Source organism: Streptomyces sp. NPDC086989, from assembly GCF_044745505.1.
Taxonomy (GTDB): domain Bacteria; phylum Actinomycetota; class Actinomycetes; order Streptomycetales; family Streptomycetaceae; genus Streptomyces.
The window spans coordinates 163621-189765 of the sequence record NZ_JBIVAL010000002.1 but is presented as its reverse complement, the minus strand read 5'-3'; the positions used below and the strand labels follow the sequence as shown (position 1 = coordinate 189765).

Annotated in this window: 25 protein-coding genes; 8 read left to right on the top strand and 17 right to left on the bottom strand. The window is 73.9% G+C overall.

From position 1 onward, the window contains the following. Positions 1–19 precede the first annotated feature (19 nt). From ACIPK4_RS04600 to ACIPK4_RS04575, 6 genes are all read right to left on the bottom strand, one after another. Positions 20–1276 carry an HEXXH motif domain-containing protein gene (locus ACIPK4_RS04600; RefSeq protein ID WP_402309251.1) on the bottom strand — a complete coding sequence of 419 codons (1257 nt, stop codon included), beginning with the start codon at positions 1274–1276 and terminating at the stop codon, positions 20–22. After that, entirely contained in the window at positions 1273–2628 is a 1356-nt protein-coding gene (locus tag ACIPK4_RS04595; RefSeq protein ID WP_402309249.1) for an FxsB family cyclophane-forming radical SAM/SPASM peptide maturase, read from the bottom strand. The genes ACIPK4_RS04600 and ACIPK4_RS04595 overlap by 4 nt, the downstream gene beginning before the upstream one ends. A 269-nt stretch (positions 2629–2897) precedes the next feature. Next, complete coding sequence (fxsA, locus tag ACIPK4_RS04590) at positions 2898–3104, bottom strand: FxSxx-COOH cyclophane-containing RiPP peptide (RefSeq protein ID WP_054220969.1); 207 nt, start codon at positions 3102–3104, stop codon at positions 2898–2900. Positions 3105–3201: 97 nt separating this feature from the next. Continuing rightward, complete coding sequence (locus ACIPK4_RS04585) at positions 3202–6402, bottom strand: SAV_2336 N-terminal domain-related protein (RefSeq protein ID WP_402309248.1); 3201 nt, start codon at positions 6400–6402, stop codon at positions 3202–3204. 6 nt (positions 6403–6408) lie between these two features. Beyond that, a complete protein-coding gene (locus ACIPK4_RS04580; RefSeq protein WP_402309247.1) occupies positions 6409–7458 on the bottom strand; it encodes an AAA family ATPase in 1050 nt (349 codons plus the stop codon). A 25-nt stretch (positions 7459–7483) separates the two neighbouring features. Next, positions 7484–9565 carry a trypsin-like peptidase domain-containing protein gene (locus ACIPK4_RS04575; protein WP_402309246.1) on the bottom strand — a complete coding sequence of 694 codons (2082 nt, stop codon included), beginning with the start codon at positions 9563–9565 and terminating at the stop codon, positions 7484–7486. 133 nt (positions 9566–9698) lie between these two features. On the opposite strand from ACIPK4_RS04575, the gene ACIPK4_RS04570 reads away from it, so the two are divergent. Then, a complete protein-coding gene (locus ACIPK4_RS04570) occupies positions 9699–9884 on the top strand; it encodes a DUF6104 family protein (protein ID WP_010061466.1) in 186 nt (61 codons plus the stop codon). A 90-nt stretch (positions 9885–9974) separates the two neighbouring features. On the opposite strand, the gene sodN is transcribed toward ACIPK4_RS04570, so the two are convergent. Next, positions 9975–10370 carry a superoxide dismutase, Ni gene (sodN, locus tag ACIPK4_RS04565; protein ID WP_048475438.1) on the bottom strand — a complete coding sequence of 132 codons (396 nt, stop codon included), beginning with the start codon at positions 10368–10370 and terminating at the stop codon, positions 9975–9977. Between the two features lie 183 nt (positions 10371–10553). On the opposite strand from sodN, the gene sodX reads away from it, so the two are divergent. After that, positions 10554–10973, top strand: coding sequence for a nickel-type superoxide dismutase maturation protease (sodX, locus tag ACIPK4_RS04560; RefSeq protein WP_402309244.1), 420 nt, complete (start codon positions 10554–10556; stop codon positions 10971–10973). Here sodX and ACIPK4_RS04555 read toward each other — a convergent pair. After that, entirely contained in the window at positions 10877–11506 is a 630-nt protein-coding gene (locus tag ACIPK4_RS04555) for a CGNR zinc finger domain-containing protein (RefSeq protein WP_402309242.1), read from the bottom strand. The genes sodX and ACIPK4_RS04555 overlap by 97 nt on opposite strands. An 82-nt stretch (positions 11507–11588) precedes the next feature. Between ACIPK4_RS04555 and ACIPK4_RS04550 the strand changes: the two genes are divergently transcribed. Continuing rightward, a complete protein-coding gene (locus ACIPK4_RS04550) occupies positions 11589–12344 on the top strand; it encodes a class I SAM-dependent methyltransferase (protein WP_402309240.1) in 756 nt (251 codons plus the stop codon). A gap of 98 nt (positions 12345–12442) precedes the next feature. On the opposite strand, the gene ACIPK4_RS04545 is transcribed toward ACIPK4_RS04550, so the two are convergent. Genes ACIPK4_RS04545 through ACIPK4_RS04535 form a run of 3 tightly spaced genes read right to left on the bottom strand, consistent with a single transcriptional unit; the run spans position 12443 to position 15153 of the window. Beyond that, the gene (locus ACIPK4_RS04545; protein WP_054220962.1) at positions 12443–13210 is read right to left on the bottom strand and encodes an amino acid ABC transporter ATP-binding protein; all 768 of its coding nucleotides are present in this window, start codon (positions 13208–13210) and stop codon (positions 12443–12445) included. Beyond that, positions 13207–14157, bottom strand: coding sequence for an amino acid ABC transporter permease (locus ACIPK4_RS04540; RefSeq protein ID WP_054220961.1), 951 nt, complete (start codon positions 14155–14157; stop codon positions 13207–13209). The genes ACIPK4_RS04545 and ACIPK4_RS04540 overlap by 4 nt, the downstream gene beginning before the upstream one ends. A gap of 36 nt (positions 14158–14193) precedes the next feature. Continuing rightward, positions 14194–15153 carry an ABC transporter substrate-binding protein gene (locus tag ACIPK4_RS04535; protein WP_054220960.1) on the bottom strand — a complete coding sequence of 320 codons (960 nt, stop codon included), beginning with the start codon at positions 15151–15153 and terminating at the stop codon, positions 14194–14196. Between the two features lie 524 nt (positions 15154–15677). On the opposite strand from ACIPK4_RS04535, the gene ACIPK4_RS04530 reads away from it, so the two are divergent. The 4 genes from ACIPK4_RS04530 (at position 15678) to ACIPK4_RS04515 (ending at position 19164) form a co-directional block, all read left to right on the top strand. Then, the gene (locus ACIPK4_RS04530) at positions 15678–16880 is read left to right on the top strand and encodes an NADP-dependent malic enzyme (RefSeq protein WP_376203321.1); all 1203 of its coding nucleotides are present in this window, start codon (positions 15678–15680) and stop codon (positions 16878–16880) included. Positions 16881–17341: 461 nt separating this feature from the next. After that, the gene (locus tag ACIPK4_RS04525) at positions 17342–18304 is read left to right on the top strand and encodes a zinc-binding dehydrogenase (protein WP_054220958.1); all 963 of its coding nucleotides are present in this window, start codon (positions 17342–17344) and stop codon (positions 18302–18304) included. Positions 18305–18391: 87 nt separating this feature from the next. After that, entirely contained in the window at positions 18392–18601 is a 210-nt protein-coding gene (locus ACIPK4_RS04520) for a helix-turn-helix domain-containing protein (RefSeq protein ID WP_054220957.1), read from the top strand. Further along, positions 18601–19164, top strand: a complete 564-nt coding sequence (locus ACIPK4_RS04515) for a Clp protease N-terminal domain-containing protein (RefSeq protein WP_402309236.1) — start codon at positions 18601–18603, stop codon at positions 19162–19164. Before ACIPK4_RS04520 ends, ACIPK4_RS04515 begins: the two co-directional genes overlap by 1 nt. Before the next feature lie 8 nt (positions 19165–19172). Here the strand turns inward: ACIPK4_RS04515 and ACIPK4_RS04510 are convergent, their stop codons facing one another. The 3 genes from ACIPK4_RS04510 to ACIPK4_RS04500 all read right to left on the bottom strand — a co-directional run bounded on the left by ACIPK4_RS04510 (position 19173) and on the right by ACIPK4_RS04500 (position 22978). Next, complete coding sequence (locus ACIPK4_RS04510; RefSeq protein WP_402309235.1) at positions 19173–20117, bottom strand: helix-turn-helix transcriptional regulator; 945 nt, start codon at positions 20115–20117, stop codon at positions 19173–19175. Between the two features lies 1 nt (position 20118). Then, a complete protein-coding gene (locus tag ACIPK4_RS04505) occupies positions 20119–21036 on the bottom strand; it encodes a DUF4097 family beta strand repeat-containing protein (protein ID WP_402309233.1) in 918 nt (305 codons plus the stop codon). Positions 21037–22045: 1009 nt separating this feature from the next. Next, complete coding sequence (locus ACIPK4_RS04500) at positions 22046–22978, bottom strand: LysR substrate-binding domain-containing protein (RefSeq protein ID WP_402309231.1); 933 nt, start codon at positions 22976–22978, stop codon at positions 22046–22048. A 208-nt stretch (positions 22979–23186) separates the two neighbouring features. Here ACIPK4_RS04500 and snpA point away from each other — a divergent pair, with 208 nt between their 5' ends. Further along, a complete protein-coding gene (snpA, locus tag ACIPK4_RS04495; RefSeq protein WP_063789335.1) occupies positions 23187–23858 on the top strand; it encodes a snapalysin in 672 nt (223 codons plus the stop codon). A gap of 22 nt (positions 23859–23880) precedes the next feature. On the opposite strand, the gene ACIPK4_RS04490 is transcribed toward snpA, so the two are convergent. From ACIPK4_RS04490 to ACIPK4_RS04480, 3 genes are all read right to left on the bottom strand, one after another. Further along, positions 23881–24111, bottom strand: a complete 231-nt coding sequence (locus ACIPK4_RS04490; protein WP_054223107.1) for a hypothetical protein — start codon at positions 24109–24111, stop codon at positions 23881–23883. A gap of 196 nt (positions 24112–24307) precedes the next feature. Continuing rightward, the gene (locus ACIPK4_RS04485) at positions 24308–24922 is read right to left on the bottom strand and encodes a GNAT family N-acetyltransferase (protein ID WP_402309229.1); all 615 of its coding nucleotides are present in this window, start codon (positions 24920–24922) and stop codon (positions 24308–24310) included. Positions 24923–25055: 133 nt separating this feature from the next. Then, entirely contained in the window at positions 25056–26123 is a 1068-nt protein-coding gene (locus tag ACIPK4_RS04480; protein WP_402309228.1) for a family 2 encapsulin nanocompartment cargo protein polyprenyl transferase, read from the bottom strand. Positions 26124–26145 lie beyond the last annotated feature (22 nt).

Genomic DNA, 26145 nt, shown 5'->3' with positions numbered 1-26145 from the left:
TACCGCAGCGGACGGTCCGTCAGCCCTGTGTGAACGGGGCGAGTTCGGGGTGCCGTGCGCACCAGTCGCGGCGTTCCCGGTCGACGGCGCGGCGGGCGGTGGCGTGCTGGTCGCCGGGCGGCGGCAGGTCGTCCATGGCCCGTTCGGCCGCGGCCATGGCCGCGGTGAACTCCCGCCCGGCGGTGGTGAGTTGCGGATGCCGGTGCAGGGCGGGGAGGACGGCGGCGACCTGGGCGCGGATCCTGGCGTGCTGGGCCCAGGCGCCGCGGGCGCCGTAGAGGGCGGCGCGCTGCCAATACCCGGCCAGGGCCAGGTGGGCGTACGCGCCGTGCAGGAGTCCCTCCAACGGGCGGGGGTCGCTGCGCCAGGGGGCCCAGTGGCGGGGCGTGCGGTCGGCGGTGTGCAGGGTGAGCACGTCGGCGAGGGCGGCCAGCTTGCCGTGCTGGACCTCGTGGACGAGGGTGGCGGCCAGGGCGGGCGGGGCCTGGGTGCGGGCGAGGACGGAGCCGGGGGCCGCGGGCAGGGTGGCGCCACTGGAGCGGGAGCCCCCGCCGAGCGGGACGACGGAGCGCAGCAGCAGGCCGATCTCCTCGGCGCGGGCGGTGTCGTACCGGTCGAGGAGGGTGAGCGCGCCGGACCACTGGGTGTCCCAGCGCTTGTGCCCCTTCGGGGTGAGCCGGCGGGCGGGACGTACGGGTGCCGGGTGGGCGGGGCCGGGGGCGCGGTAGGGGTCGAGGTCGTCGAGGGCGGTGCGGCCGCCGGGCAGGGTGTGCAGGGCGAGGGTGGTGGGGTCGTCCGGGTCCCAGGAGCACTCGGTGAGTGCGAGCGGGCCGGGGCGGGCGGGGCGCAGCAGTCCGAGGGTGGGCAGGACGAGCCGGCCGTGGACGGGCCGCAGGGTGGCCTTGAAGGCGATTCCGGAACGCAGGGCCGCGGCGGCGGCGAGGGCCCCGAGGTGGCCGAGGTCGGCCGGGGGCCCGTACGGGGCGTGCAGCCGGCGCAGGGTCTCCTCGGCCCACACCCCCGTGGCGGGGTAGTGCAGTACGTCGCGCACGGCGTCGGGGGCGTGCCGTTCGGCCTCCTCCAGCAGCGCCCAGTGGTCGGCGGCTTCGCCGGCCCGGCCGCCGGGGGCGGAGTCGAGCACCCCGCGCAGCAGGACGAGCCGCTTGGAGCGGCGGATGTCACGGACCAGGGCGCTGCCCTCGGCGGAGGGCTCGGTGGAGGCGAGTGCGCGCAGGGTGGCGGAGGTGACGGTGAACCCGGCCAGCGAGTCGGTCATGAGGCGGCCGCCCGCGGGGTCGCCTCGCCGGCGGTGAACGTTCCGGGCCGGCCGGCGCCCCGGTCGGCCGGCTGCGCGGGCGCGACCCCGGCCCCGGCCCCGGTCCCGGCTCCAGCTCCGGCTCCGGCCGCCGCGCCGTGGAGGGCGGTGGCGATGTGGCGGATGACGGCCTGGAGGTCGGCGCAGTACACGGATGGCCCGCGGAAGCCCTCGCCGGCGCGGTAGCGGTGCGGGTAGTGGCCGCCGCCGCAGACCTCGACGAGCCCGCAGGAGCGGCAGCCGTCAGCGAGGGCCTCCCGGCCGAGCTGGCGGGCGACGAGCCCGGGGTGGTCGAGGAACGCGTCGAAGCCGTGGCTCTCCACGTTCAGTCCGGTGGCCGCGGCGCCCTCGTAGGCGGATTTGAGCGAGTCCGCCTGCTCGATGCCGCCGTCGGTCTCGATGACGGCGGTGGCGGCGGGGGCGAGGCCGAGGGTTTCGGTGGCGGTGGGCAGTCCGAGCAGCAGGGCGATGATCTCCTCGAAGATCCGGATCCGGGTCCGCAGCACCTCCTCGCGCCACCAGCGGTCGAAGACGGCGACGAGCCAGTCGGCGTACGGGGTGGCGGGCGGGCGGTGGCCGGGCGGCGGGGTGCTCCGGTTGGCGAGCGGCAGGAGCAGTCCGAGGACCGGCGGGGCGAAGTCGAGCAGCGACTCGTACGTCTCCACCGGGTCCTGGGCGAGGTCGACGACGCAGAGCACCCCGGCGTAGCTCTCGGGGTGCCGGGCGAGCAGGCGCAGACCGCGGGCGGCGGCGCCGAACCCGGGGCGCCCGGTGTGGTCCACGCGGCGCAGGTTGTGCGCGGGCAGTCCGCCGTCGAGGCTGACGCCGACGCGTATCCCGGCGGCGGCCAGCGCGGTGAGCCGGCCACGGGTGAGCAGGGTGCCGTTGGTCTGGACGGTGGCGGTGACCCGGGTCCGCGGGGAGGTCCGGGCGAGTGCGGCCCGTACGGCGTCGACGGGGGCGGCCAGTTCGGCGGGGGCGGTGAGCAGGGGTTCGCCGCCGTGCAGGACGAGGTCGACTCGGGTCAGGCCGTGGGCGGCGGCGTGCTCGGCGATGCGTTCGGCGGTGCGGGCGACGGTGGCCGGGGACATGGCGGCGGGCTGCGTGCGCCAGCCCTGGTCGGCCATCTCGTAGACGTAGCAGTAGGTGCAGGCGAGGTTGCAGCGGCTGCGCGTCTTGAGGACGAACTGGCGTACGGGATGGGGCCGGTGGCCTGCGGCGCGGAGCGCGGGCACGTCCAGCCGGGCATACGGCCACGGTGCGTGGATCCGATGGGAGGGCAGCACGACGTCGCTCGTGTCGGTCTGCCTCATCGTTCGTACCTCCCGCGCCGCGGACGGTGCATCCCTGCCCGGCGGACGGCACCGGCTAACGGCGGAAACGGGTCAACTGTGGCTGCTCTGCGTGGCCTTGGGAATGCGGTGCGTGAGGGACCCCGGCCGGCCCGGGCGCGTACGGGGCATGGGCCGGCACCGACCGGTCAGGGGCCGGCGCGGACCGGACCGGGGCCGGCGTGGACCGGGCCGGGGCCGGCGCGGACCGGGCCGGGGACCCGTTCGGACCGGCGCGGACCGGGCGCGGGTCAGGCCACCCCGGAGTCGAAGGCGTTGAGGATCTCGGCGGGGTGGGTGACCCGCTCCACCATCCCCTCGATGACCCGGGCGAGCACGGGATGGTCGATCCCGCGCAGTGCGGCCAGATCGAACCCGGAGAGGTCCGGTAACTGCCCGGAACAGGGCCCGGGTCCGGCGGAGCCCTCCGTTTCCGCTTCCTGCTGCCGAGTCACCATGGGATGTCCGTCCCCCTGTCGCGTCGCACGTCCGATGGTCCCCTGCCCTCTTCCCCGGCCCGGGCCCGCCAAGCCCGGCCGGGGTCCGGCGGATCCGTCACAACCCCGCCTCCAGGGTGCGGACGCGGGACCGCAGGGCCTCCCGCCGCTGTGCGGCCGGCTCCCCGAGCCGCGTCCACAGCTCCACGGCCGAGCGGTAGGCGTCCAGCGCCGCCCGGGGCCGCGCCAGCCGTTCGAGCACCTCCCCCCGCAACTCCTGCACGCGGGCGCCCAGTTCCACCGCCACCTCCCGCCGCTCCTCCCGGTCGGCGGCCAGCGCGGCCCGCCATGCCCGCCGGTAGGAGTCCGCCGCCCGGTCGAGCCGGTCCAGGGCCCTGGTGTGCGCGTGGATCTCCTGCTGGACGTCGCCGTGCTCCCGCCAGGCGCGGGCCTGCTCCAGCGGGCTGCGGCTCTGCCGGACGGCCAGCTCCAGCAGGTACTCCGCCTCCCGCAGGTCCACCACGTCGCCCTCGTACGCGTGCCGCAGCCGCAGCCCCTCCGCGAGCCGCACCAGCCGCTGAGCGGAGCGGGCGTCGGACTGCGGGACTGCGGCCCGGCTGTCGCGCAGGACCCGTACGGCCGTCGAGGTGAACCGCCGCCCGCCGGCGGCCCGCGCCCGGTCCAGGAGCACGTCGCCCCACTCGGGCAGCAGCTCGCCGTAGGCCTCCCCGTCGCGGGGGATCAGCCGACGGGCCCTGCCGTACGCCTCGGCGGCGTCCTCCAGGGCCACCGGGTCCGTGTCCCGCGCGGACCGGGCCCGGTGCACCCGGGCCAGGCACACCAGGGCGGCCAGCCGCAGCTCCGGATCGCCGGTGGCCTCGGCCAGGGCCAGGTCCAGCTGCCCGGCGGCCTCCTCCAGCCGCCCGGGCAGGTAACGCAGGGCGGTGGCCAGCTCCACCCGGACGCGGGCGGCCTGCGGCCCCGACGGCTCGGCGGCCAGTCCGGCCGCCAGGTGCTCGGCGGCCTGCCCGGCCAGTTCGGTGCGCTCCTGCGGGCCGGGGGTGCGGGGCAGCAGCGCGAGCAGGACCCGGCCCAGGGCGGGCCGCACCACCGGGTCGGCCGCCGAGTCGCCGGCCACCGCCTCCAGTGCGGAGCGGGCCTCGTGCAGCGGGCCCGTGTCCTCGCGGAGCTCGCCGAGGCGGACCAGGGTGCGGGCCCGGCGCACCACGCAGTCCAGCCGCAGCCGCGGGTCCAGGTCCGGGTCGGGGACGCCGGCGACGGCCACGAACTCCCGTTCCGCGGCGGCGAGCAGCTCCGTGTCGGGCTCGGCCGCGAGGGCCCGCTCGTACAGCACCCGGCCGAGGACGGCCCGGGCCTGCGGGGTGCCGAGCCCGGCCACCGCCCGTTCCGCCTCCACCAGCAGTTCCGGATCCCGCTGGCCGGCCCACAGCCGCAGCAGCACGGCGGCCAGCTCGCATTCCGCCTCGCCGGGCGGGTCCTGGGGCCCGGCGGGTACGGCGACGGCCCGGCGCAGGACGGCGGCCGCCTCGTACAGCCCGCGCGGGCCGGCGTCGCCCCCCTGGCGGTCCTGCGCGGCGAGCCGTGCGCGGGCCGTGCGCACCGCCCAGGCCCGCCCGGGCGGGGGTGCCACGGGTTCGGTGACGGCCGGGTCCGCGGCGGGCGGCCCGGGCAGGTAGCGGCGTACGACACGGGCCGAGACCTCGGCGAAGGCCTGCGGGAGCCTGCCTGCGGGAACCCGCTCCTCGCCGCCCTCCTCGACCAGCGGTGCGCCGGTCAGCTGGGAGACGGCCAGCGCGGGGAAGTTGCGTACGCCCCGCCCGAAGTGCGCGAGGACGTACTCGGAGCAGTGCTTGAGCACCAGTGCGGCCTCGTCGCGGCCGAGCGGGCCCAGCAGGACGTCCTGGACGCCGGGCACGAACTCGTACCACTGCCCGGCGGCCTGGCCGCGCCGCAGCAGTCCGCTCAGCAGCACCTCCGCCAGGTCCGAGGGCTCGGAGTCCGGCAGCATCGTGCGCTGCACCAGCCGCATCACGGGCAGGGTCAGCGGGGCCGCCGACAGGTACACGGCGAGCTGTACGGCGCGCGGCGAGGCGGAGGCGCGGAAGCGGCGCACCAGTTCGCGCGGCGGGCGGGCGGCGCGGGGCGGCGGGAGGGGCGCGGAGGGGTGCTCGGCCAGCACCCGGCCCACATCGGCGGGGACGGGCCCGGTGCCCAGTCCGGCCACGAGCCGGGCCCAGGCGCCGAGCGCGGTCGCGCTGGGCGGCAGGACGGGGACGGTCAGCCCGCCGGTGGGCCGTCCGGGGCGGGCGGGCCGGTCGGGCCGGAAGCGCAGCCGGCCGGCGTTGCCCCCGGCGCGGGTGAGGGCGCCGCGCTCGGTCGGCAGCCAGCTGCGGCTCCACAGCCGCTGCGGCAGCGGCTGGACGACGACGCAGGGGGTGCACTCGGCCCACCGGTGCAGCAGCCGCTGGGCTTCGCCCTCGCGCCACAGGGGTCCGGCGCAGTCGGAGACGACCATGGTCAGCGCCCGCCCGGTCGGGTCGCGCAGCTGGTCCCCGGAGCGCAGCCGGGTGCCGGGGGCGGGGCCGCGGCCGACGGCGGCCCGGCCGTCGGCCAGCCGGTGCAGGTAATGCACCTGGACGTCGCGGAACGCGCCGAGGCGCTCGCACACGGACCGCAGTTCCTCGAACATGTCGTGCCAGACGGCCATCGACGGGGAGGCGTCCATCACGAGCCGTACGGTCGCCTCGCGCCGGGTTTCGGGCCGCAGTACGGGGATGACCATCCCGAGGGCGCGGGCGCTGGCCTCGGCGGTGGCCGGCTCGTCGAGGACGAGGCGGCCGGGCGGTCCGGGCGGGCGGTGCCGCTGGAGGGCGCGCAGGGCCCGCTGGATCTCCAGGATGCGGGGCAGCGCGGCCGCTCCGGGGACCCGTACGGGCACCCCGGCACCGGCCGGGAACTCGCCCGCCTCCTCCGTGACGGCCCCCAGGACCCGGGAGGCGTAGAGCCGGACCGGGTCCTCGGGTTCGGGTTCGGGCCGTACGGGCTCCTCCTCGGGCGGCGGTGCGCCGCCCGGGGTCCGCGGCCGCCGGGGCTGCGCCGTCCGGCCCCGGTCGGGGGCGGCCCGGCCGGGCGGGCCGATCCGCCCGGCCAGCCACAGCGCGTCGGCGAGTTCCTCGGTGGTGGGGTCGAGTCCGGCGGCGCGCAGCAGGACGGCGAGGTCACGCAGGGCGGCGACCTGGTGGAGGACGGAGGCGTCGTGGAGGGCGGTGGCGGGGACGGCCGGCCGGTCGGGGGACACGGGCGCTCACCTCGGGCGGTCGAGGCGCTGGATGAGCAGGTCGGCGAGGTCCTCCCGGGTGGGCGGGGCGGCGTAGTGGGTGAGGTAGATGGCGTTCAGCAGCTGGTCGGCGGCCACGAGTTCGGACTGGGAGCGGCTGAGGAACTCGCGGATCAGGTCGGCGCCGAGCTGGGCGGCTTCCTCTCCGAGGTGGGCGCGGACCATGGTGGCGAGGCGCTTCTCGCCGGGCTGGCCGAGTTTGAGCTGGATGCAGCGGCGCAGCAGGGCGGCCGGGAAGTCCCGTTCGCCGTTGCTGGTGAGGATGATGAAGGGGAAGGCCCGGCAGCGGACCCGGCCGCCCCGGACGGTGACCTTGGCCCCGTCGTCGGTGAGCACCTGCACCTCGGGCTCGGTGTCGGCGACGCGTTCCAGTTCGGGCAGCGCGAACTCGCCCTCCTCCAGGACGTTGAGGAGGTCGTTGGGCAGGTCGATGTCGCTCTTGTCGAGTTCGTCGATGAGCAGGACGCGGGGCCGTTCGGTGGGCAGCAGGGCCGTTCCCAGCGGTCCGAGCCGGATGTACTTGCCGATGCCGGGGGTCTGGCCGACGCTGCCGGATGTGCCGGGGGTCTGGCCGGCGCTGCCGGGGGCGTCGCCGCTCGCGGCGATCTGCACGTCCTGGAGCCGGGCGATGGCGTCGTAGCGGTACAGGCCCTCCTGGAGCACGGTCCGCGAGACCACGGGCCAGCGCAGCACCCGGCCGAGTTTCAGTTCGTGCGCGACGGCGTGCGCGAGGGTGGACTTGCCGGTTCCGGGGTAGCCGGTGACGAGCAGCGGGCGCCGCAGGTACAGGGCCGCGTTGATGGCCTCCAGCTCCTCGGGCTCGGGCCGGTGCAGCTCGGCGGCCTGCCGGTGGGCCCCGAGGCGCCGCGCGACGTTGCCGTCGGCGGTGTCCGCCGGTCCGCCCGGCTCGCCGACGGGGCCGCCGTCGAAGTCCCGCCACGGCGGCGGATCGGGCAGGGCCGCGATCCCGTCATGGGGTTCACCGACCCCCCGGTAGATGAGCCATTCCTCGTTCACGCCCGCTCCCTCCCCGTCCCGCCCGTCACAGGTCGCCCTGCAGTGGCTCGTCGTCGGGCAGCGCGCGGGCCGGGTCGTCCCACACGAGGGCCATGCCGTCGGCCCAGTACGCGTCGGGGTCGGCCCCGTGCGCGCGTGCCCGCAGTGCCTGGAACCGGACCGGCAGCGGCGCTCCCCGCCCCGCCTCGGTCAGCTCCTCGCGCAGCCCGCGGTGGAACGGCGCGCAGTCGGCCGCCGGGTCGGCCGGGGGCCGCCGGGTGACGGCCACTCCGTATCCGGCGTCGCGGACCGCGTACAGGGAGCCGCGGGTGGGCTCCGCGTCGGCGGCCCGGCAGTGCACGGGCACGGTGTTGTCGGGCAGTGTGCCGAGCCATTCGGGCGCCGGGGTACGGGGGCGTCCGCGCGCGCAGTCGGCCCGTTCGTCGAGCACGGGCCCGGCCTGGACGCGCGTCCAGCGGTCGGCCCGGCGGTGGACTGCCTCCTCGTCGGGCGGGGCCTCGCCGCTCCCGGCCGGGTAGCGGAACACCACCGGTCGCTGGGCGCCCAGCGGGACCCGGCCGGCGACCGTCCAGGTGTCCACGGGCAGGCCGAACAGCTCGGGGGCCACGGCGACTTCGAGGAGGGCGGCGGCCTCGTGGGTGTCGCAGCGCCGGAAGGCCTCGGCGAGGGGGACGCGCAGGACCTCGGCGAGTCCGGCGCGGGTGGCCCGTACGCCCGAGTCCACCGGGGTGAGCCGGCCGGGGTGGGCCGGCCCGTAGAGCACCGACACGCGCCAGTCGTAGACGTCCTCCCAGCCGTGCGCCCACGCCTCCAGCAGCACCGACGGGCCTTGGGGCAGCCCGGCGGGCGGCCGGGCGTGTCCGTGGGGGTGCCGGTCGGTGCGGGCGCGCCGGCTGTGGTCGCGGCGGGCCAGGCCCTGATCGCGGCGCTCGGCCAGCTCGCGGCGCAGCGGACGCCACAGCCGCTCGGCCGTGGTCCGCACCCACTCCCACAGTTCCTCGTCGGAGCCGGGGGCGGGCGGCTCACGGTGGTCGGCGACGCTGACGTCGGTCGCGTACCGGAGCATCGCGGCGGCCTCTCCGGTGCCGCCGGGCGGGTCGTGGAGCATGCCGAGGCCGTCGCGCCAGCTGAGCGGGGCCGGCAGGCCCGGGTCGGGTTCCTCGCCGCGGGCCGCTTCGACCAGGGCGCGGACGTCCTCGGAGGAGCGCGGCGGGGGCAGTTCCGCGAGCAGTCCGCACAGGGTGGTGTGCTCGGCGGGGGTGAGGCGCCTGCGGCCCTCGTACGGGTCGCCGGCGGTCGGGAGTTCGTCGTGCACGTCGGTCCAGGTGCGGCGGCTGCCCAGATCGCTCAGGTGCTGGTCGTAGTGGTACAGGTCGTGGGCCTGCATGACGCGGCGGTAGAGCCCGACCTGGCCGGTGGCGGCCAGCGGCAGGGTCCGTAACTGGACGACGGAGACGGCGAGTCCGCCGCCGCCGCCCTGCCGGCGGGCCTTGACCACGCCGACGACCTCGCCGCGGGCCAGGTCGACGACGGGGCCGCCGGACATGCCGGGTTCGATCTCGTCGTCGTTGCCCAGGCGCAGGGCGGCGCCGCCGCCGGCGGTGCCGCGCAGCCGGGTGGTGCGGCCGGTGATCTCGGGGATGCCGAGGTCCTCGGTGCAGCCGAAGTAGGCGACCTCGTCGAGGCGGGGTCTGGCGCGGTCGGTGAGGCGTACGCAGGCGTGCGTGATCGGGGCGAGGACCCGGACCAGTGCCAGGTCGGGCAGGTCCCACAGGGCGCGGCGGGCGGGGCGGCGCTCCTCCAGCCGCTCGGGCAGCACGCACTCGACGCGGCCGGGGACGGTCCCGGTGGCGCCGTCGGCGCCGGAGAAGAAGGTGATGCCGAGCTCACGCCCCGCGAGACGCACCGCTGCACCCCCTTCACCGATGACGTGCGCGCACGTCAGGACCCAGCCGGGGGCGATGAAGAAGCCACTCCCCCAGGTGGGACCGGTCCCAGGGGAGGCATACCCGTCCGGGGCCGCGTGGACGCGTACGGTGGCCGCCCGGACGAGGGGTTCGAGGAGCTCGAAGGCGCGCGCGGTGCCGCCCGTGCGCCCGTCCTGCATCCCCTGCCCCCTCAGGTGTTGGGCAGTCCAGGCTAGCGCCGGGGCGGGCAGGGCGGGAGGTCTCGGCGGGTATGCGGATTATCCTGGCGGGAAACGTCCCCCTGCACACCTTCATCACGGCACGGAGCCCGACTTGTACTTCACCGATCGCGGCATCGAGGAGCTGGAGAAGCGGCGCGGCGAGGAGGAGGTCACCTTCGAGTGGCTCGCCGAGCAGCTGCGCACCTTCGTCGACCTGAACCCGGACTTCGAGGTCCCGGTGGAACGCCTGGCCACGTGGCTCGCGCGGCTGGACGACGAAGACGACGAAGACGAATAGTCCACACGTGGGACGCACTGTCCCCGAGTACGCCGATGGGGCCCGACCGGCAGCGGTCGGGCCCCATCGGCGTACTCGGGGAGGCCTGGATCAGGCGGCCTTGGTCTCCCAGAAGATGCGGTCGATCTCGGCGATGAGGTCGAGGGCCTTCTGGCCGGTCGCCGGGTCGTTCGACGCCTTGGCGGCCGAGAGGGCCTTCAGGGTGTCGTTGACCAGGGTGTGCAGCTGCGGGTACTTCTCGAAGTGCGGGGGCTTGAAGTAGTCGCTCCACAGCACCGAGACGTGGTGCTTGGCGAGCTCGGCGCGCTGCTCCTTGATGGTGATGGCGCGCGCGCGGAAGTCTGCGTCCTCGTTGGCCTGGTACTTCTCCTGGACGGCCTTGACGGACTCGGCCTCGATGCGGGCCTGGGCAGGGTCGTACACGCCGCACGGAAGATCGCAGTGGGCGGAGACCTTCGCCTTGGGGGCGAAGAGGCGGGAAAGCATGGAGTTTGTCCTCCTCGTGATCGTCTTCTCAAGAGGGGAGATTACTCCGTGGGAAAGGGGATTTCGCGAGCGGCCCCGGCGGCTTAGGACAAAAGTCCAGGGTGGCGGCCGGACCGGTGAGCGAACGTACGGGAGCGTGCGGCAGCATGCGCAGTGGGGCGAGAGCGGGCGAGGAGGTGGCGCATGGCGGAGAGAAGGCACTCGCGGATGGCGTTCGAGGTGCTGGAGGTGGCGGGGCCCTCGATGGTGCCGACGCTGCTGCACGGCGACCGGCTGGTGGTCCGGTACGGGGCGGTCGTGCGTCCGGGTGACGTGGTGGTGCTGCGGCATCCCTTCCAGCAGGACCTGCTGGTGGTGAAGCGGGCGGTGGAGCGGCGGCCGGGCGGCTGGTGGGTGCTCGGGGACAACCCGTTCAACGAGACCGGCGACAGCACCGACTACGGGACGGTGCCCGAGGAGCTGGTGCTGGCGACGGCGGTGCTGCGCTTCCGGCCGCGCGCGGCGGATCAGAGTTCGCTGAGGGCGCGGGTGTCCTGGGCGCTGTCGGCGCTGCGGCCGCTCTGGCCGGACGCCTCGGCCTCCAGCCGTTTGCGGGCCCGGTAGGCGGCCACGTTGGCGCGGGTGGCGCAGCGGTCGGAGCAGTAGCGCCGGGAGCGGTTGGTGGAGGTGTCCAGGTAGGCGTTGCGGCAGGGGGCGGCCTGGCACAGGCCCAGGCGGTCGGGGCCGTGCTCGGTGAGGTGGAAGGCCAGGCCGAAGGACGCGATGGCCGCGTAGCCGGCGGAGGCGTTCGAGGGGTGGTCGGCGAGGTGGATGTGCCAGTTCGGGCCGCCGTCCTCGCCGATGGTCTCGTGGCCGGAGACCTGGGGGCTGACCGGGAACTCCATGAGCAGGGAGTTCAGCAGGTCGACCGCGAGGACGTGGTCGCCGCCGTCGGCGGCCTCGAAGACGGCGCGCAGCCGGCCGCGGACGTTGCGGAAGCGGGTGACGTCGGCGTCGGTGACGCGGCGGGCGGCCTGGACCCCGGCGCCGAAGAGGCCGCGGACGGCGTCCACCGAGGTCAGCGAATCCTTGTTGCGGGCCGGCTCCTCGGTGTTGACCAGGCGCACGGCATAGTCCGAGTAATGGGCCAGTTCCACTTGTAGTCCTTACGGCTGCGGATTAATGTCTCGCGGTAACGGATGAGACACATTCGAGGGTATTACGGCTGGAGGGTGGACGATGGTGCGGACCACGACCGACTGGCAGGCCTGGCAGGAGAGCTGGGACCGGCAGCAGGAGTGGTACATGCCCGACCGCGAGGAGCGGTTCCGGGTGATGCTGGACATGGTCGAGGCACTGGTGGGCCCCACCCCCCGGGTCCTCGACCTGGCGTGCGGTACGGGAAGTATTACGGACCGCGTCCTCAAGCGGTTCCCGGAAGCCACCAGTACGGGCGTCGACCTCGACCCGGCGCTGTTGACCATCGCCCGGGGCCACTTCGACGGCGACCGGCGCGTCACGTTCGTCACCGCCGACCTCAAGGACCCCGACTGGGCCTCGGCGCTCCCGTCCGACACCTACGACGCCGTCCTCACCGCCACCGCCCTGCACTGGCTGCACAGCCCGCAGCTCGCCGTGCTCTACGGGCAGCTCGCCCCGCTGGTGCGCCCGGGCGGGGTCTTCATGAACGCCGACCACATGCCCGACCCCGCGACCCCGGGGATCAACGCCGCCGAGCGCGCCCACCGGCACGCCGGGATGGACCGGGCCCGCGCGGCCGGCGCACTGGACTGGGCCGACTGGTGGGCGCTCGCGGCGGCCGACCCGGTGCTCGCCGAGCCGACGAGGCGCCGGTTCGAGGTCTACGGCGAGCACGCCGACGGGGACACCCCCGACGACGCCTGGCACGCCCGGACCCTGCGCGAGGCGGGGTTCTCGGAGGCCCGGACGGTCTGGCGCTCCCCCTCCGACGGGCTGGTCCTAGGCCTGAAGTAGCACCCTTGTAGGAAAGTGAGAACTTCGGAACGCGCACCGGAACGCGCGGAGGGGCGGTACGGGAGTCCCGTACCGCCCCTCTCACGCACCGTGTGCGGTTACAGCACCTTGGACAGGAACGCCTTCGTCCGGTCGTGCTGGGGATTGCCCAGCACCTCGCGCGGGTGGCCGGACTCGACCACGACGCCGCCGTCCATGAAGACGAGGTTGTCGCCGACCTCGCGGGCGAAGCCCATCTCGTGGGTCACCACGATCATGGTCATGCCCGACTCGGCCAGGTCCCGCATGACGTCGAGGACGTCGCCGACGAGCTCCGGGTCGAGCGCCGAGGTGGGCTCGTCGAAGAGCATCAGCTTCGGCTCCATGGCCAGCGCGCGGGCGATCGCCACGCGCTGCTGCTGGCCGCCGGAGAGCTGCGAGGGGTAGTTCCCGCCCTTGTCGCCCAGGCCCACGCGGTCGAGCAGCTTGACCGCGCGCTCGCGCGCCACCGCCTTGCTCTCGCCCTTGACCATGACGGGGGCTTCCATGACGTTCTCTATGGCCGTCATGTGCGGGAAGAGGTTGAAGCGCTGGAAGACCATGCCGATCTCGCGGCGCTGGGCCGCGACCTCGCTGTCCTTCAGCTCGTAGAGCTTGTCGCCCTTCTGCCTGTACCCGACCAGCTGGCCGTCCACCGAGAGCCGCCCGGAGTTGATGCGCTCCAGGTGGTTGATGCACCGCAGGAACGTCGACTTGCCGGAGCCGGACGGGCCGACCAGGCAGAAGACCTCACGCGGGGCGACCTCGAGGTCGATGCCCCGAAGGATGTGGGCGGCGCCGTACGACTTGTGGACGCCCTCGGCCTTGACCATCGGCTGAGCGGTCATCGCGCGACCTCCGTACGGCGGAACATGTTCAGGTTGGCCTTCAGGCGCTGGAACGGCGTCGGAGGCAGGTTCCGCGTGGAACCACGGGCGAAGCGGCGCTCGAGATAGTACTGGCCGACGCTGAACACACTGGTCAGGGCCAGGTACCAGAAGGACGCCACGAACAGCATCTCCATGATGGCACCGGCCGTGTTGCCGATGTTCGACGAGGCCCGCAGGAGTTCGGTGTACTGCACCGCCGAGACCAGGGAGGAGGTCTTCAGCATGTTGATGAACTCGTTGCCCGTCGGCGGGATGATCACGCGCATCGCCTGGGGGAGCACGACCCGGCGCATGGTCTTCGTCTGCGGCATGCCGAGCGCGTGGGCGGCCTCGGTCTGGCCCTCGTCGACCGACTGGATGCCGGCCCGGACGATCTCCGCCATGTACGCGCCCTCGTTCAGGCCGAGGCCCAGGAGGGCGACCATGAACGGGGTCATGACGTCGACGGTCTCGTTCTTGTAGATCGGACCGAGGTTGATGTACTGGAAGATCAGCGACAGGTTGAACCACACCAGCAGCTGCACGTACACCGGGGTACCGCGGAAGAACCAGATGTAGAGCCAGGAGACGGCGCCGGTCACCGGGTTCTTGGAGAGCCGCATCACCGCGAAGATGATGCCGAGCACGAGGCCCAGCGCCATGGCGGAGACGCTGATGATCACGGTGTTGCCGAGACCGCTCAGGACCGCCGGGTCGAACAGCTTGTCGCCGACCGTCTTCCAGATGACGTTGCCGTTGGCGAACGCGTAGACGAGCCAGGCGAGCAGCCCGACGACCACGACGCCGCTGACCCAGCGGCCGTAGTGCCGTACGGGGATGGCCTTGATGGCCTCGTACGGGAGGCCCGAGGCACCGGGCCCGGCCGGCGGGTTCTCGGCCGGACCCTTTTCGATCTTGTCAGTCACAATGACTGCCCTTCAGTGGAGCGTGGAGCGCTGGACTTACTGACCTGCGTTGACCGTCGCGGACTTGACGGCACTGTCCTGCACGTTCCACTTCTCCAGCGCCTTGGCGTAGGAGCCGTCCTTGATGATGGCGTCGAGGGCCTGCTTGAGGGCGTCGCGGAGCTGGGTGTTCTCCTTGCTCACACCGATGCCGAAGAGGCCGACGTCGCTCTGCTGGCCGGCGATCTCGAAGTCGTTGCCGCCACCGGAGGTCTTCACCGTGTAGGCGGCGACCGGGTAGTCGTTCAGGTCGGCGACGGCGCCGCCGGCCTTGACGCGGGTCTGCGCCTCGGCGTCGGTGTCGAAGGCCTGGATGGTGAGCTTCTTGTCGCCGCACTTCTCGGCCTGGGCCTTGAAGGTGTCCTCGTAGATCGTGCCGCGCTGGACGGCCACGGTCTTGCCGCAGAGGTCGTCCATCGACTTGATGCCCTCGGGGTTGCCCTTCTTGACGAGGAGCGAGAGGCCGGAGGAGAAGTAGTCGACGAAGTCGATCCCCTTGCCGATCTTCTGGCCCTTGTCGTCCAGACCCTCCTGGCGCTTCTTGTTGTCCGTGATCGAGGACATGATCGCGTCCTCGCGGCCGGTGTAGATCGAGGTGATCAGGCCGTCGAAGGTACCGGCGGTGAACTGCATCTTCACGCCGAGCTGCTTGCCCAGCGCCTCGGCGATGTCGGGGTCGACACCGACGATCTTGCCGCCCTCGACGAATTCCATCGGGGCGTAGGCGGAGTCCGTGCCGATCTTGATGACACCGGCGTCCTGGATCTTCTTCGGCAGGGCCGAGAAGAGCGGGGCGGAGCTGTCCTTCGACGTACCGCCCGAAGGGGTGGACGAGGAACCCTTGTCCGTCTGGTCACCACAGCCGGTGAGGATCAGGGCACCGGCGACCGCGATCGCGCCGACCGCGGCGATCCGGGACCGGGCGGCGGTCGTACGACGGGTGGTGCTTGCGGTCATGAGCTGGTTCCTCCGGGTGGCTGGGGAAAGCATCCGAGAGCGGTCGGGCACGCACCTTCGAGTGTCGCGACCTCGTGTGATTACGGCATCTTGCCATTCGGACTGACGCATTCAGGCAGTTCGTCAGGTCAAAATCGGATAACGGGTGGGTGGGGGTACCCAACAGGACTGCGGAATGGGCGGGTCGCGGCCGCAGGAACCGCTGTGACCTGGCCCTTTTGGCGGACTATTTGCGGTCCGTCTCGCCCATTGGACAGAGTCCTTTGGACCTTTCGCCGAAAACAGGACAAGCGGTCTACAGTCGAGCAGGAATCGACTCGTCTGAGCGAGCGTTCTTCGGGTACAACGGATCCTTACACCCCTCATCCGGGGCTCAGGGCGCGCGTGCGGCGCGCCCGCGCGTACGAACCTCCCCTTCGCGGAGACGGGCCAACCGTCGATGCGGAGTACGGACGCGGTGCCCGCCCACCCCTTAACCAGGTGTGGTCACCCTCAACGATTCAAAGACTTAAGGGGCCAAGAAAGTGGCAGCGGAGATCGTCAATCCTCGCAGCGACAGCGCGACGGACAACAACCCCGACGCGGTGTTCGCGCTGCACCGGGGCGGCAAGATGGCCATCCAGGCCACGGTGCCGGTCCAGAACAAGGACGACCTGTCCCTCGCGTACACGCCGGGCGTGGCGAAGGTCTGCAGCGCGATCGCGGAGCAGCCCGAGCTCGTGAACGAGTACACCTGGAAGTCCAACGTGGTCGCCGTCGTCACCGACGGCACGGCCGTGCTCGGACTCGGTGACATCGGTCCCGAGGCCTCCCTCCCCGTGATGGAGGGCAAGGCCATCCTGTTCAAGCAGTTCGGTGGGGTGGACGCGGTGCCGATCGCGCTCGCCACCAAGGACACGGACGAGATCGTCGAGACGGTCATCCGTCTCGCGCCGTCCTTCGGCGGGGTCAACCTGGAGGACATCTCCGCCCCCCGCTGCTTCGAGATCGAGCGCCGGCTCCAGGAAGCCCTGGACATCCCGATCTTCCACGACGACCAGCACGGCACGGCCATCGTGACGCTGGCCGCCCTGCGCAACGCCGCGAAGCTGACCGGGCGCACGCTCGGCGACCTGCGCGCCGTCATCTCGGGTGCGGGCGCGGCGGGCATCGCCATCGCCAAGATCCTCGTGGACGCGGGCATCGGCGACGTCTGCGTCACCGACCGCAAGGGCGTCGTCTCCGCGGACCGCTCCGACCTGACGGACGTCAAGGCGGAGATCGCGGGCCTGACGAACAAGACCGGCCAGACCGGTTCCCTGGAAGCGGCCCTGAACGGCGCTGACGTGTTCATCGGCGTCTCCGGTGGCACGGTTCCCGAGGAGGCGGTGGCCTCGATGGCGAAGGACGCCTTCGTCTTCGCCATGGCCAACCCGAACCCGGAGGTCCACCCGGACGTCGCGCACAAGTACGCGGCGGTCGTGGCCACGGGCCGTTCGGACTTCCCGAACCAGATCAACAACGTGCTGGCGTTCCCGGGCATCTTCGCGGGCGCCCTGAAGGTCCGCGCCAGCCGGATCACCGAGGGCATGAAGATCGCCGCCGCCGACGCCATCGCCGGCGTCGTGGGTGACGAGCTCGCCGCCGACTACGTGATCCCGTCGCCGTTCGACGCGCGCGTCGCCGAGGCCGTCGCGGCCGCGGTCGCCGCGGCCGCCAAGGCCGACGGCGTGGCCCGCCTGGTCTGACCGGGCAGCCGACGGAAAAATCCGAAAGAGGGGCCCGACCGGGTGAAGATCCGGTCGGGCCCCTCTCTTTCCGGGCATACCCTCCCCGCCCCCGAACCGGGAGGGGATGCTCCGCCTCAGCGCCTCGATGAAGCTGACGCTTCGTCAACGGGATGCGGCCAACGAATGACAGGCACATGACGAGCCGGGCCGCATGGCCTGAATTCTACCGCCACGCGAGGCCTGATCCTGACGTTCCGCTTCGCACCCCCGGCCACCCAAGAGCGCACGCAGCGTGCACGGTTGAGCATGCAACGAACGATTCCGCTCAGCATGTGGCCGGGCCCTGTGAGACGCACGGACACCCCCGCCCGGTTCCCGCCGACGGCGGGCGGACCGCAGGGGCCGCCGTGCGACGAAGGCCTCACCCACAGAGCCCCGCAGGGCTGGTCCGCCGGGCTACCGGGCGGTAGCGTCGCGGCATGTTCGCTGCCTACGCCGCCCGAATCGACCGTGACCAGCCGCTGAGCGGCCTCGTGCTGGGCGAGCGCCCGGCCCCCGAGGCCCGCCCCGGCTGGGTGACCGTGAACGTCAAGGCCGCCTCCCTCAACCACCACGACCTGTGGTCGCTGCGCGGGGTCGGCCTCGGCGAGGACAAACTCCCGATGATCCTCGGCTGTGACGCCGCCGGCGTCGACCAGGACGGCAACGAGGTCGTCCTACACTCCGTGATCGGCCAGAGTGGCCACGGGGTCGGCCCCGACGAGCCGCGGTCGATCCTGACCGAGCGGTACCAGGGCACCTTCGCGGAGCAGGTGACCGTCCCCGCCTGGAACGTCCTGCGCAAGCCCGCCGAGCTGTCGTTCGAGGAGGCCGCCTGCCTGCCGACGGCGTGGCTGACGGCGTACCGGATGCTGTTCACCAACGCGGGCGTCCGGCCCGGCGACTCGGTACTGGTCCAGGGCGCCGGCGGTGGCGTCGCGACCGCCGCGATCGTCCTCGGCAAGGCGGCGGGCCTGCGGGTCTTCGCCACCAGCCGGGACGAGGCCAAGCGCAAGCGGGCGGTGGAGCTGGGCGCGGTGGAGGCGTACGAGCCGGGCGCACGGCTGCCGCAGCGGGTGGACGCGGTGATCGAGACGGTCGGCGCGGCCACCTGGTCGCACTCGGTCAAGTCACTGCGCCCCGGCGGCACGCTGGTCATCTCCGGCGCCACGAGCGGGGACCGTCCCGCGCACGCCGAACTGACCCGGATCTTCTTCCTGGAGCTCAAGGTGGTCGGCTCGACGATGGGCTCGAAGGACGAGCTGGAGGACCTGCTGGCGTTCTGCGCGGCGACCGGGGTGCGACCGGTGATCGACGAGGTCCTGCCGCTGGACCGGGCGCGGGAGGGCTTCGAGAAGCTGGAGGCGGGCGACCTCTTCGGCAAGATCGTCCTCACGGTGTAGGGCAGACGGGGCCGACCCCCTCTTCCGCCCCCCTGGTCCGTCAACGGTGGTTGACAGACGTCTGCCCGTCAACCTACATTGACAGGCATGACGGAAGCGACCGATCTCGCCGAACGTGCCGGTGACCGCGACCCCCGCGTGGGCCTGCGTGCCGTGGCCGCCCTCCGCAGGCTGCTGGAGCAGCTGGAGGCCGTACAGGTACGCAGCGCCCGCGCACAGGGGTGGTCCTGGCAGGAGATCGCGGCCGAGCTGGGCGTCAGCCGGCAGGCCGTACACAAGAAGCACGGGAGGGCCTGATGTTCGAACGCTTCACGCAGGACGCCCGGGACACCGTGACCGGCGCCGTGGCCGCGGCCCGGCGGACGGGGGCCGCCACGGTCACCGAGGAGCACCTGCTGCTCGCCCTGCTGGAGCTGGGCGCGCTCGATCCGCTGGGCGTCGACCGCGCCGCGATGGCCGCGGACCTCGCCACGGCCCGCCGCCGGGGCGGCATGTCCCGGGCGGACGAGGAGGCCCTCGCGGACCTCGGCATCGACCTCACCGCGGTCCTCTCCCGGGTCGAGGAGACCCACGGCGAGGGCGCACTGGCCGCCGCCGCCCCGCGGCGGCGGACCCTGGGCTCCTCGCTCCGCTCGGCGCTGGGCCGGCCGGAGCCGGAGAGCCGCCACGTCCCCTTCGCCCAGGGCGCGAAGAAGACCCTGGAGAAGTCATTGCGCGTCGCGCTGGGCCGGGGCGACCGCCACATCTCCACCCTGCACCTGCTGCTCGCGCTGCTCTCCCGGCCGGGCACGGCCGCCGAGGTCCTGGCGGACCACGGCGTCACGTACGCGGCGGCGGAAACGGGCCTGACGGCTGCCTGACTCGCGACCTATCGCGACGGCCGGAGCGTCTCGGCCAGCCGGTCCGCGGCCGCCGCGAGGTGGGCGCGGGCCTCGGCCAGCCCGGCCGGGGTGATGCCGTGGTCGCGGGCCGCGTCGCGCACGTCGTCCCGGAAGCGGTCCAGCAGCCGGTCCAGGTCACGGGCCGGGTCGCCGGTGGGGGCGAGGTCCTCGGCCCACCGCGAGTCCGCGACCGGGGCCCCGGCGGCGGTTCCGGTGCCGTTTCCGCCTCCGGTGCCGGTACTGGTGCCGGTACTGCTGCCGGTACTGGTGCCGGGGGTGGCCGTACCTCCGCCGAGCCAGCTGCCGGCCAGGCTGCCCAGCATCCCGCCGGACTTCGCGAACTGCTCCTGGAGCTGGCTCGCGATCCGCATGACCTCCTCGCGCGCCCGCTCCTGCGCCTCCTTGGCCTGGCGGCGGGCCTGCTGGGCCTCCTCACGGGCCCGGCGGCTCTCGTCCTTCGCCCGGCGCGCCTGCTCCTTCCACTCCTGCTTGGCCTTGCGCAGCTCCTCCTTGGCCGCCGCCCAGGAGGCGTCCTCCACGGGGGTCGCCGTCGCGGAGGCCGCGGCCCGCATCTCGCGCCGCAGGGCACCCGCCGCACCCCGTACGTCGTCCCGGATCTCGGCGGCCAGCTCGGAGACCGAGTCGCGGATCTCCAGTTCCAGATCTGCGAGCTCCCCGCCGCGGTCGGCCAGTTCGGCCCGGCCCGCCTCGGTGATCGAGTACACCTTGCGCCCGCCTTCGGTGGCGTGCGTGACCAGGCCCTCGGCCTCCAGCTTGGCCAGCCGCGGGTACACCGTGCCCGCGGAGGGCGCGTACAGGCCCTGGAAACGCTCCTCCAGCAGGCGGATCACCTCGTACCCGTGCCGCGGGGCCTCGTCCAGCAGCTTGAGCAGGTAGAGGCGGAGGCGGCCGTGGGCGAAGACGGGCGGCATGTCAGAGCACCTTCTTGTCGAGCACGAGGGGGGCGGTGGGCGGGGTGTCCGCGGCCGGGCGGCGCAGCAGGGCGATGCCGCCGGAGACGGTGGTGGCCCGCAGGGTTCCGGTGCCCGCACCCAGGGTGCCGGTGATCCGCTTGGCGCCGAACTGGCCGGACACGTGCAGGTCGTCGAAGGCGTTGGAGACGCCGCCGCTGGCCGTGTTGGCCTCCACCCGCGCGTCGGCGGGATGCGGAATGCGGATCGCGACCTGCCCCGACACGGAGTTCAGGGAGATGTCCACCGGGCGCGGCGCCGCGGGGTCGAGGGCCAGGTCGACGAGCATGTCGCCGCTGACGGAGTCGGCCCGTACGCTGCCGCCGGCGCCGTCGACGACGGTCAGGCCGCCGGAGACGGAGTGGAAGCCGAGTTCGCCGGTGAGGGACTGGGCCTCGACGCTGCCGGAGACGGTGTTCGCGCTGACCCTGCCGGCCAGGCCGACCAGGGTGACGTCGCCGGAGACCCCGTGGACCTCGGTGCCGCCGCCGAGGCCGGAGACGACCGCGGCGGCGCTGACCGCCGCGAGCTGGGCGTGGGTGGCGGCGGGAACGGTGAGGGTGACGGTGGCCTTGCGCTCCCAGGCCTTGCGGCCCGCGCCGGAGCGGGACCAGGCCTTCCAGGGCTTGCCCTCGAACCACTTCTTGAAGTTCTGGGAACCGTTCCAGGGGAGGTCCTCGTAGGACACGGTGAGGACGCCCGCCTCCTGGACGACGTACAGCGGCGGCCCGTCGACCGCGGCGACCTCCAGCCGGGCCGGCCCCTCGTCGGCCACGACGTTCACCGTGCCGCCGACGATACGGACACGGAGCTCGGTCACCGGCTCGTCGAAGGTGAGCTTCTGCGGTTCGGCGACCGACCACGTCTTCTGCTCTGCCATGGATCCTCCTCAGGCACGCAACATATCGCGTCTTCTTCAGAACACGATATATCGCGGATCCCCGAAGTCAAGCCTCCCGCCCCTGGGCCGCGGGGACGACGTGCCGGCGCGCCGGCCACCCCGACGGGCCGGGCCGAGCCGGGCCGCTGCGCGGGGCTCCTCTCCCTGCCCCGCCCCTTTCTCCGCATGCAGGACTCAGCCCGCCCGGCGCCTCCGGCTCCGCCGACTTGGGGCGCGGGGTCGGGGCCGGCCCCGGCAGCGGTGCCGCGGTGGGCCACGGGGCACGGACGGGCGCACCGCCGGGCTGCACAGTCAGCCCCGCCGGCTCGCGAGGCGGGGGGCCGGGGGCGGCGCCCCCGGCAACGACGGTGCACGCCACGCGGCGGATACCCGCCCGGCTGCGGCGGAGGCGGTACGCGGGTGGACCGGCCGGAGGGCCTGCCGGCGGCGGCCGACAGGCCGGCATCATTGCGGCCCCCGGCACCACCCACCCCTACCGGCGTTCGAGGCGCGGGGTTCCGGGGCCGGCGCCCCAGGCGGCGGGGGCGGGCGCGGCGCCGTCGGTGGCATCCGGTCCCGTCGGCCGGGGAGGCGGGGGCTGTCCCCGCGCCCCAGGCGTCGCGGGCGGGCGCAGCGCCGCGGGCGGTATCCGGCCCCGTCGGCCGGGGAGGCGGGGCCAAGGGCTGTCCCGCGCCCCAGGCGTCGCGGGCGGACGCAACGCCGCCGACGGCATCCGGCCCCGCCAGGCGGGGAGGCGGGGCCAAGGGCTGTCCCCGCGCTCCAGGCGGCGGGGGGGCGGGCGGGCGCAGCGCCGCCGACGGCATCCGGTCCCCCGCCGCGCGGGAGGCGGGGCCACGGGCTGTCCCGGGATCCCCGGCGGCGCCGGCTACGGCACCTCGCGGCAACGTCGGGACCGCCCGGATACGCCCGGTACGAGGACGACCCTCCGCCTTGCGGTGCACCGCATCCGACGCCGCGCGCCGACCCGCCGCGGATCACGGGACGGCCCTCAGGCGGCCAGCAGAGGGCTTTCGTGGTGGCGGAGCCACGCCCGGTACGGCGGCGTGCGGAGCGCGGCCTCGCGGTACGCCGCCCGGAGGTCCTCGAAGATCTCGGCATGCGCGCCCGGCCGGCTGGCCATCAGCAGCCGGACGGCGAGGGGGTCCCCGGACAGCGGCCGGATCGCCATGTCGTCGCGCGGCCCCGACGTCGGCTGGCAGGGGGCCACCGCCTCGCCGGAGACGATCAGCGAGGTCGCGGTGTGGTAGTCGGCGTGCAGGACGGGCGGGTCCACCCCGGCGCCGGCGAACACCCGCCGCAGGCCGTCCCATTCACCGTCCACGGAGGGGTCGACCGTCCACCGGTCGGCCGCCAGGTCCTGTAACCGGACCACCGGCCGCCGCGCCGCGGGATGGTCCCGGGACATCGACACGAACTGCGGCTCCCGTTCCATCAGGACCCGCAGTTCCAGCCCCGCCGGCACCCGCAGCGGGCTGCCCTCGACCTCGTGGACGAAGGCCACGTCCAGCTGCCCCGAGGCCACCATCCGCAGGAGGGCGTTGGCCGACACGTCCACCACCAGCGAGGTTTCCGTGTCGGGCAGCCTGCGGTGGATCCGGCGCAGCCATCCCGGCAGGGCCCGGCTGGCGGTGGAGCCGATGTTCAGTCGCGGCCCGCGGGCCAGCGCCCTGGCCTCGGCGACGAGCGCGGCCATCTGGTCGAGGAGCGGGCGGGCCCGGCCGAGGACGGTCCGGCCGAAGGGGGTGGGCCGGCAGCCGGTGCGCTCGCGCAGGAACAGCTCGCCGTCCAGGGCGCGTTCGATGCGGCGCAGCTGCGTCGTGAGGGAGGGCTGGCTCACGCCGAGCTGCCGCGCGGCTTTGTGCAGACTGCCGGCGTCGGCAATGGCGCACAGTGCGCGCAGGTGCCTCACCTCAAGCTCCATGTCCCGAGGGTAGGCCGCCGTCAGTGGACCGCACCAGCCACTGATACCCCCTCTAATCCCGCCATTCTCATGGAAGTTGACCTTCCGAAATCTCCCCGATAGGGCGGCGTTATCGATGGCTGACATCATCCGCCGACCGCTCCGGCTCCCGCAGACTCCGGTACCGAACGACCCACCCCCCGCACCGGACGAGTAGGAGCTCCCCCACATGCGCCACTCCCGTATGTCCCGCAAGGCCGTTCTGGCCACCACCGTCGGCCTCGGCTTCGTGGCCGCCCTCGGCGTCGTCCCCACCGCCAGCGCGGCCCCCGCCCCCGCCCCCGCCGGCAATGCCGCGAGCTTCGCGGCGTACGAGCGTTCGCAGGAGAACCAGGACGCGAACCGCGCCTTCTTCGAGGCCGTGCAGCGCTCGGTCGCCGAGCAGCGTGCCGCGAACCCGGGTGTCCTCGCGGTGACCGTCACGTACAACACGCGCAACGCGCCCAGCTTCCGCAGCCAGATATCCCGCTCGGCGCAGATATGGAACAGCTCGGTCTCGAACGTGAAGCTCCAGGAGGTGTCCTCGGGCGGGAACTTCTCGTACTACGAGGGCAACGACTCGCGCGGTTCGTACGCGAGCACGGACGGCCACGGCCGGGGCTACATCTTCCTGGACTACCAGCAGAACCAGCAGTACGACTCCACCCGCGTGACCGCGCACGAGACCGGTCACGTGCTGGGCCTGCCGGACCACTACTCGGGGCCGTGCTCCGAGCTGATGTCGGGCGGCGGCCCGGGCACCTCGTGCACGAACCCGTACCCGAACAGCACGGAGCGCTCGCGCGTGAACCAGCTCTGGCGCAACGGGCTGGCCGCGTCGGGTCTGGGGACGAAGGGCTAGCGGTTTCGGCCAGCCGTCGGAGCTAGGGGAGTTTTCCCACCTCGGGTACGTATTCCGCGCAGTCCGGGTTCCGGCAGGGACCCGGTACCCACTCCGGAATGAAGATCCCCAGCGCCTTGCGCCGCCGGATGACGGTCTCGACGGGGCGCCCGCAGACCGGGCACGCGAGCTGTTCGTGCGCGGTCTGCGGGGCCACGGCCTCATGCGGGTGCGGGTGGCGCCGGTCCTGCTGTCGGTGCTGTTCGCCGGCCATACCTCCACGGTAGGCCGGTTCCGGCCGTTCGGCCGGTTTCAGCGCTTGACGGCGTACGGGCCGCCCGTCCGGCCGCCGCCGGGGAGGCGCACGCCGGCCGGCTCCGGGGGGCGCACCCCGAAGCCGGCGCGGGACCTCGGCATGCCGTGCCGGCCAGAGCGCCGCGCACGCACTGGCCGAGCAGCCGTGATCACCGTCACGAGGCCGCGAGCCCCTGCGGCTTGCGCCACATGGGCCACATCAGCGGCCCCTCCGGCAGCTGCACCGCCTCACCCGTGAACTGCCAGCCGAGCCGCTCGTACAGACCCTTGCTGCGCTCGCTGCTCGCCTCCAGGTACGCGGGGACGCCCTCGCGGTCGCAGCGCTCCAGCACCGGCCGCATCAGCTCGGTCCCCAGCCCCTCGCCCTGCCTCCCCGGCGCGACCGCGATCATCAGCAGGTACTCGTGCTCCTCGGAGGTCGGGTGCACCGCGCCCGTCAGCCGGCCCACCAGCTCGCACCGCTCGTTGTCCGGGTCGGCGACTGCCCGCATCTTCGCCGGGACGTCGTCCTCGGCGGCTTCCCCCTCCGGGTCCCCCGCCGGCACCCGGAGCCACAGGGCGGCGGCCGAACCGTCCACCGCGTAGTCGAGCCGCCCCTCGGCCAGTGCCACGTCCACGAAGACGCCCAGGAACCGGCCGTGCACCGCGGCCCGGTGCTCCGGGTCCGGGAAGACCCAGCTGCTCACCGGGTCGGCGCGGAAGGCCTCGTCGAGCAGGCGTGCCACCGCGTCCCGGTCCGACTGATCCGCCTGACGTATCTCCAGCGCCACTGGTCACACCCTTCGCTCGCGTTTCAACTACCGCGAGCGATCCTAGAGTTGGCCCCGAACAGCGGAAAGCCCCGTTCCGGCACCATGCGGTGCCGGAACGGGGCTTGCGCACGGACGTTTCCGCGCTACGGGCTCACCGGGTGCGCCGCGTGACGAACTCCGCCAGTGCCAGCAGCCCGCCCGCGGCCCCGAGGTCCGGTACGGCCCGGGACAGCAGCTGCACCGCCCGGCCCATCCGGTCCGCGGCGTGGGCCTGCGCCCAGTCGCGCCCGCCGGCCCGGTCCACGGCCGCGGCGGCCTTGCGTACGTCGTCCTCCGTCATCGGCCCCGCGTACAGGGCCGCCAGCTCCTCGCCGGCCGCGGTGCCCGAGGTGAGGGCGGCCACCACCGGCAGGGACTTCTTGCGGGCGATCAGGTCGGCCCCGGCGGGTTTGCCGGTGTGGCCCGGATCCCCCCAGATCCCGATCAGGTCGTCGATCAGCTGGAAGGCCAGACCCGCCTCCCGGCCGAAGGCGTCCATGCTGTCGACCTCGTCCGGTCCGGCGCCGGCGTACAGCGCCCCGAGCGCGCAGGCGCAGCCCAGCAGGGCCCCGGTCTTGGCCGTCGCCATGGTCAGGCACTCGTCGAGCGAGACGTGCGGCCGCCGCTCGAACGCGCAGTCGGCCTGCTGGCCGGCGCACAGCTCGATGATGCAGGCCGCGAGCCGCCCCGAGGCCGGAGCGGAGGCGGGATGCGGGTCCTCCGCGAGCAGCCGCAGCGCGAGTGCCATCATGGCGTCGCCGGTGATGATCGCGTCCGGTGTCCCGAACACGGTCCAGGCGGTGGGCCTGCCCCGGCGCTTGGTGTCCTTGTCGATGACGTCGTCGTGCAGCAGGGTGAAGTTGTGCGCCAGCTCCACGGCCGCCGCCGCCCGTACGGCGCTCTCGTCCGCCGTGCCGTCCCCCTCGCCGGCCCGGCCGCCCCGCAGGGCCCGGGCCGCGGCCAGCACGAGCGCGGGCCGGATGGCCTTGCCCGCGCTGCCCGTGGCCGGTGTGCCGTCCGCCCGCTCCCAGCCGAAGTGGTACATCGCCACGCGCCGCATGCCGCCCGGCAGGCTCTCGACCGCGCGGCGCAGTTCCGGGTTGACCGTTTCCCTCGTCCGCTCCAGCAGGGCCGCGGCCTCCTGCCCCTCGCCGGTCGTGATCGCCTCAGTGGTGCCCATGGCGTGTCCCCCCGATCCCCGA

What these genes read in the sequence shown, in the direction of transcription:
- ACIPK4_RS04575 (WP_402309246.1), bottom strand. Translation starts at nt 9,565, where the DNA reads ATGCAGGACGGGCGCACGGGCGGCACCGCGCGCGCCTTCGAGCTCCTC.
- ACIPK4_RS04520 (WP_054220957.1), top strand. Translation starts at nt 18,392, where the DNA reads ATGACGGAAGCGACCGATCTCGCCGAACGTGCCGGTGACCGCGACCCC.
- ACIPK4_RS04500 (WP_402309231.1), bottom strand. Translation starts at nt 22,978, where the DNA reads ATGGAGCTTGAGGTGAGGCACCTGCGCGCACTGTGCGCCATTGCCGAC.
- ACIPK4_RS04480 (WP_402309228.1), bottom strand. Translation starts at nt 26,123, where the DNA reads ATGGGCACCACTGAGGCGATCACGACCGGCGAGGGGCAGGAGGCCGCG.
- ACIPK4_RS04525 (WP_054220958.1), top strand. Translation starts at nt 17,342, where the DNA reads ATGTTCGCTGCCTACGCCGCCCGAATCGACCGTGACCAGCCGCTGAGC.
- ACIPK4_RS04515 (WP_402309236.1), top strand. Translation starts at nt 18,601, where the DNA reads ATGTTCGAACGCTTCACGCAGGACGCCCGGGACACCGTGACCGGCGCC.
- ACIPK4_RS04535 (WP_054220960.1), bottom strand. Translation starts at nt 15,153, where the DNA reads ATGACCGCAAGCACCACCCGTCGTACGACCGCCGCCCGGTCCCGGATC.
- ACIPK4_RS04505 (WP_402309233.1), bottom strand. Translation starts at nt 21,036, where the DNA reads ATGGCAGAGCAGAAGACGTGGTCGGTCGCCGAACCGCAGAAGCTCACC.
- sodN (WP_048475438.1), bottom strand. Translation starts at nt 10,370, where the DNA reads ATGCTTTCCCGCCTCTTCGCCCCCAAGGCGAAGGTCTCCGCCCACTGC.
- fxsA (WP_054220969.1), bottom strand. Translation starts at nt 3,104, where the DNA reads ATGGTGACTCGGCAGCAGGAAGCGGAAACGGAGGGCTCCGCCGGACCC.
- ACIPK4_RS04600 (WP_402309251.1), bottom strand. Translation starts at nt 1,276, where the DNA reads ATGACCGACTCGCTGGCCGGGTTCACCGTCACCTCCGCCACCCTGCGC.
- ACIPK4_RS04545 (WP_054220962.1), bottom strand. Translation starts at nt 13,210, where the DNA reads ATGACCGCTCAGCCGATGGTCAAGGCCGAGGGCGTCCACAAGTCGTAC.
- ACIPK4_RS04595 (WP_402309249.1), bottom strand. Translation starts at nt 2,628, where the DNA reads ATGAGGCAGACCGACACGAGCGACGTCGTGCTGCCCTCCCATCGGATC.
- sodX (WP_402309244.1), top strand. Translation starts at nt 10,554, where the DNA reads ATGGCGGAGAGAAGGCACTCGCGGATGGCGTTCGAGGTGCTGGAGGTG.
- ACIPK4_RS04490 (WP_054223107.1), bottom strand. Translation starts at nt 24,111, where the DNA reads ATGGCCGGCGAACAGCACCGACAGCAGGACCGGCGCCACCCGCACCCG.
- ACIPK4_RS04550 (WP_402309240.1), top strand. Translation starts at nt 11,589, where the DNA reads ATGGTGCGGACCACGACCGACTGGCAGGCCTGGCAGGAGAGCTGGGAC.
- ACIPK4_RS04510 (WP_402309235.1), bottom strand. Translation starts at nt 20,117, where the DNA reads ATGCCGCCCGTCTTCGCCCACGGCCGCCTCCGCCTCTACCTGCTCAAG.
- snpA (WP_063789335.1), top strand. Translation starts at nt 23,187, where the DNA reads ATGCGCCACTCCCGTATGTCCCGCAAGGCCGTTCTGGCCACCACCGTC.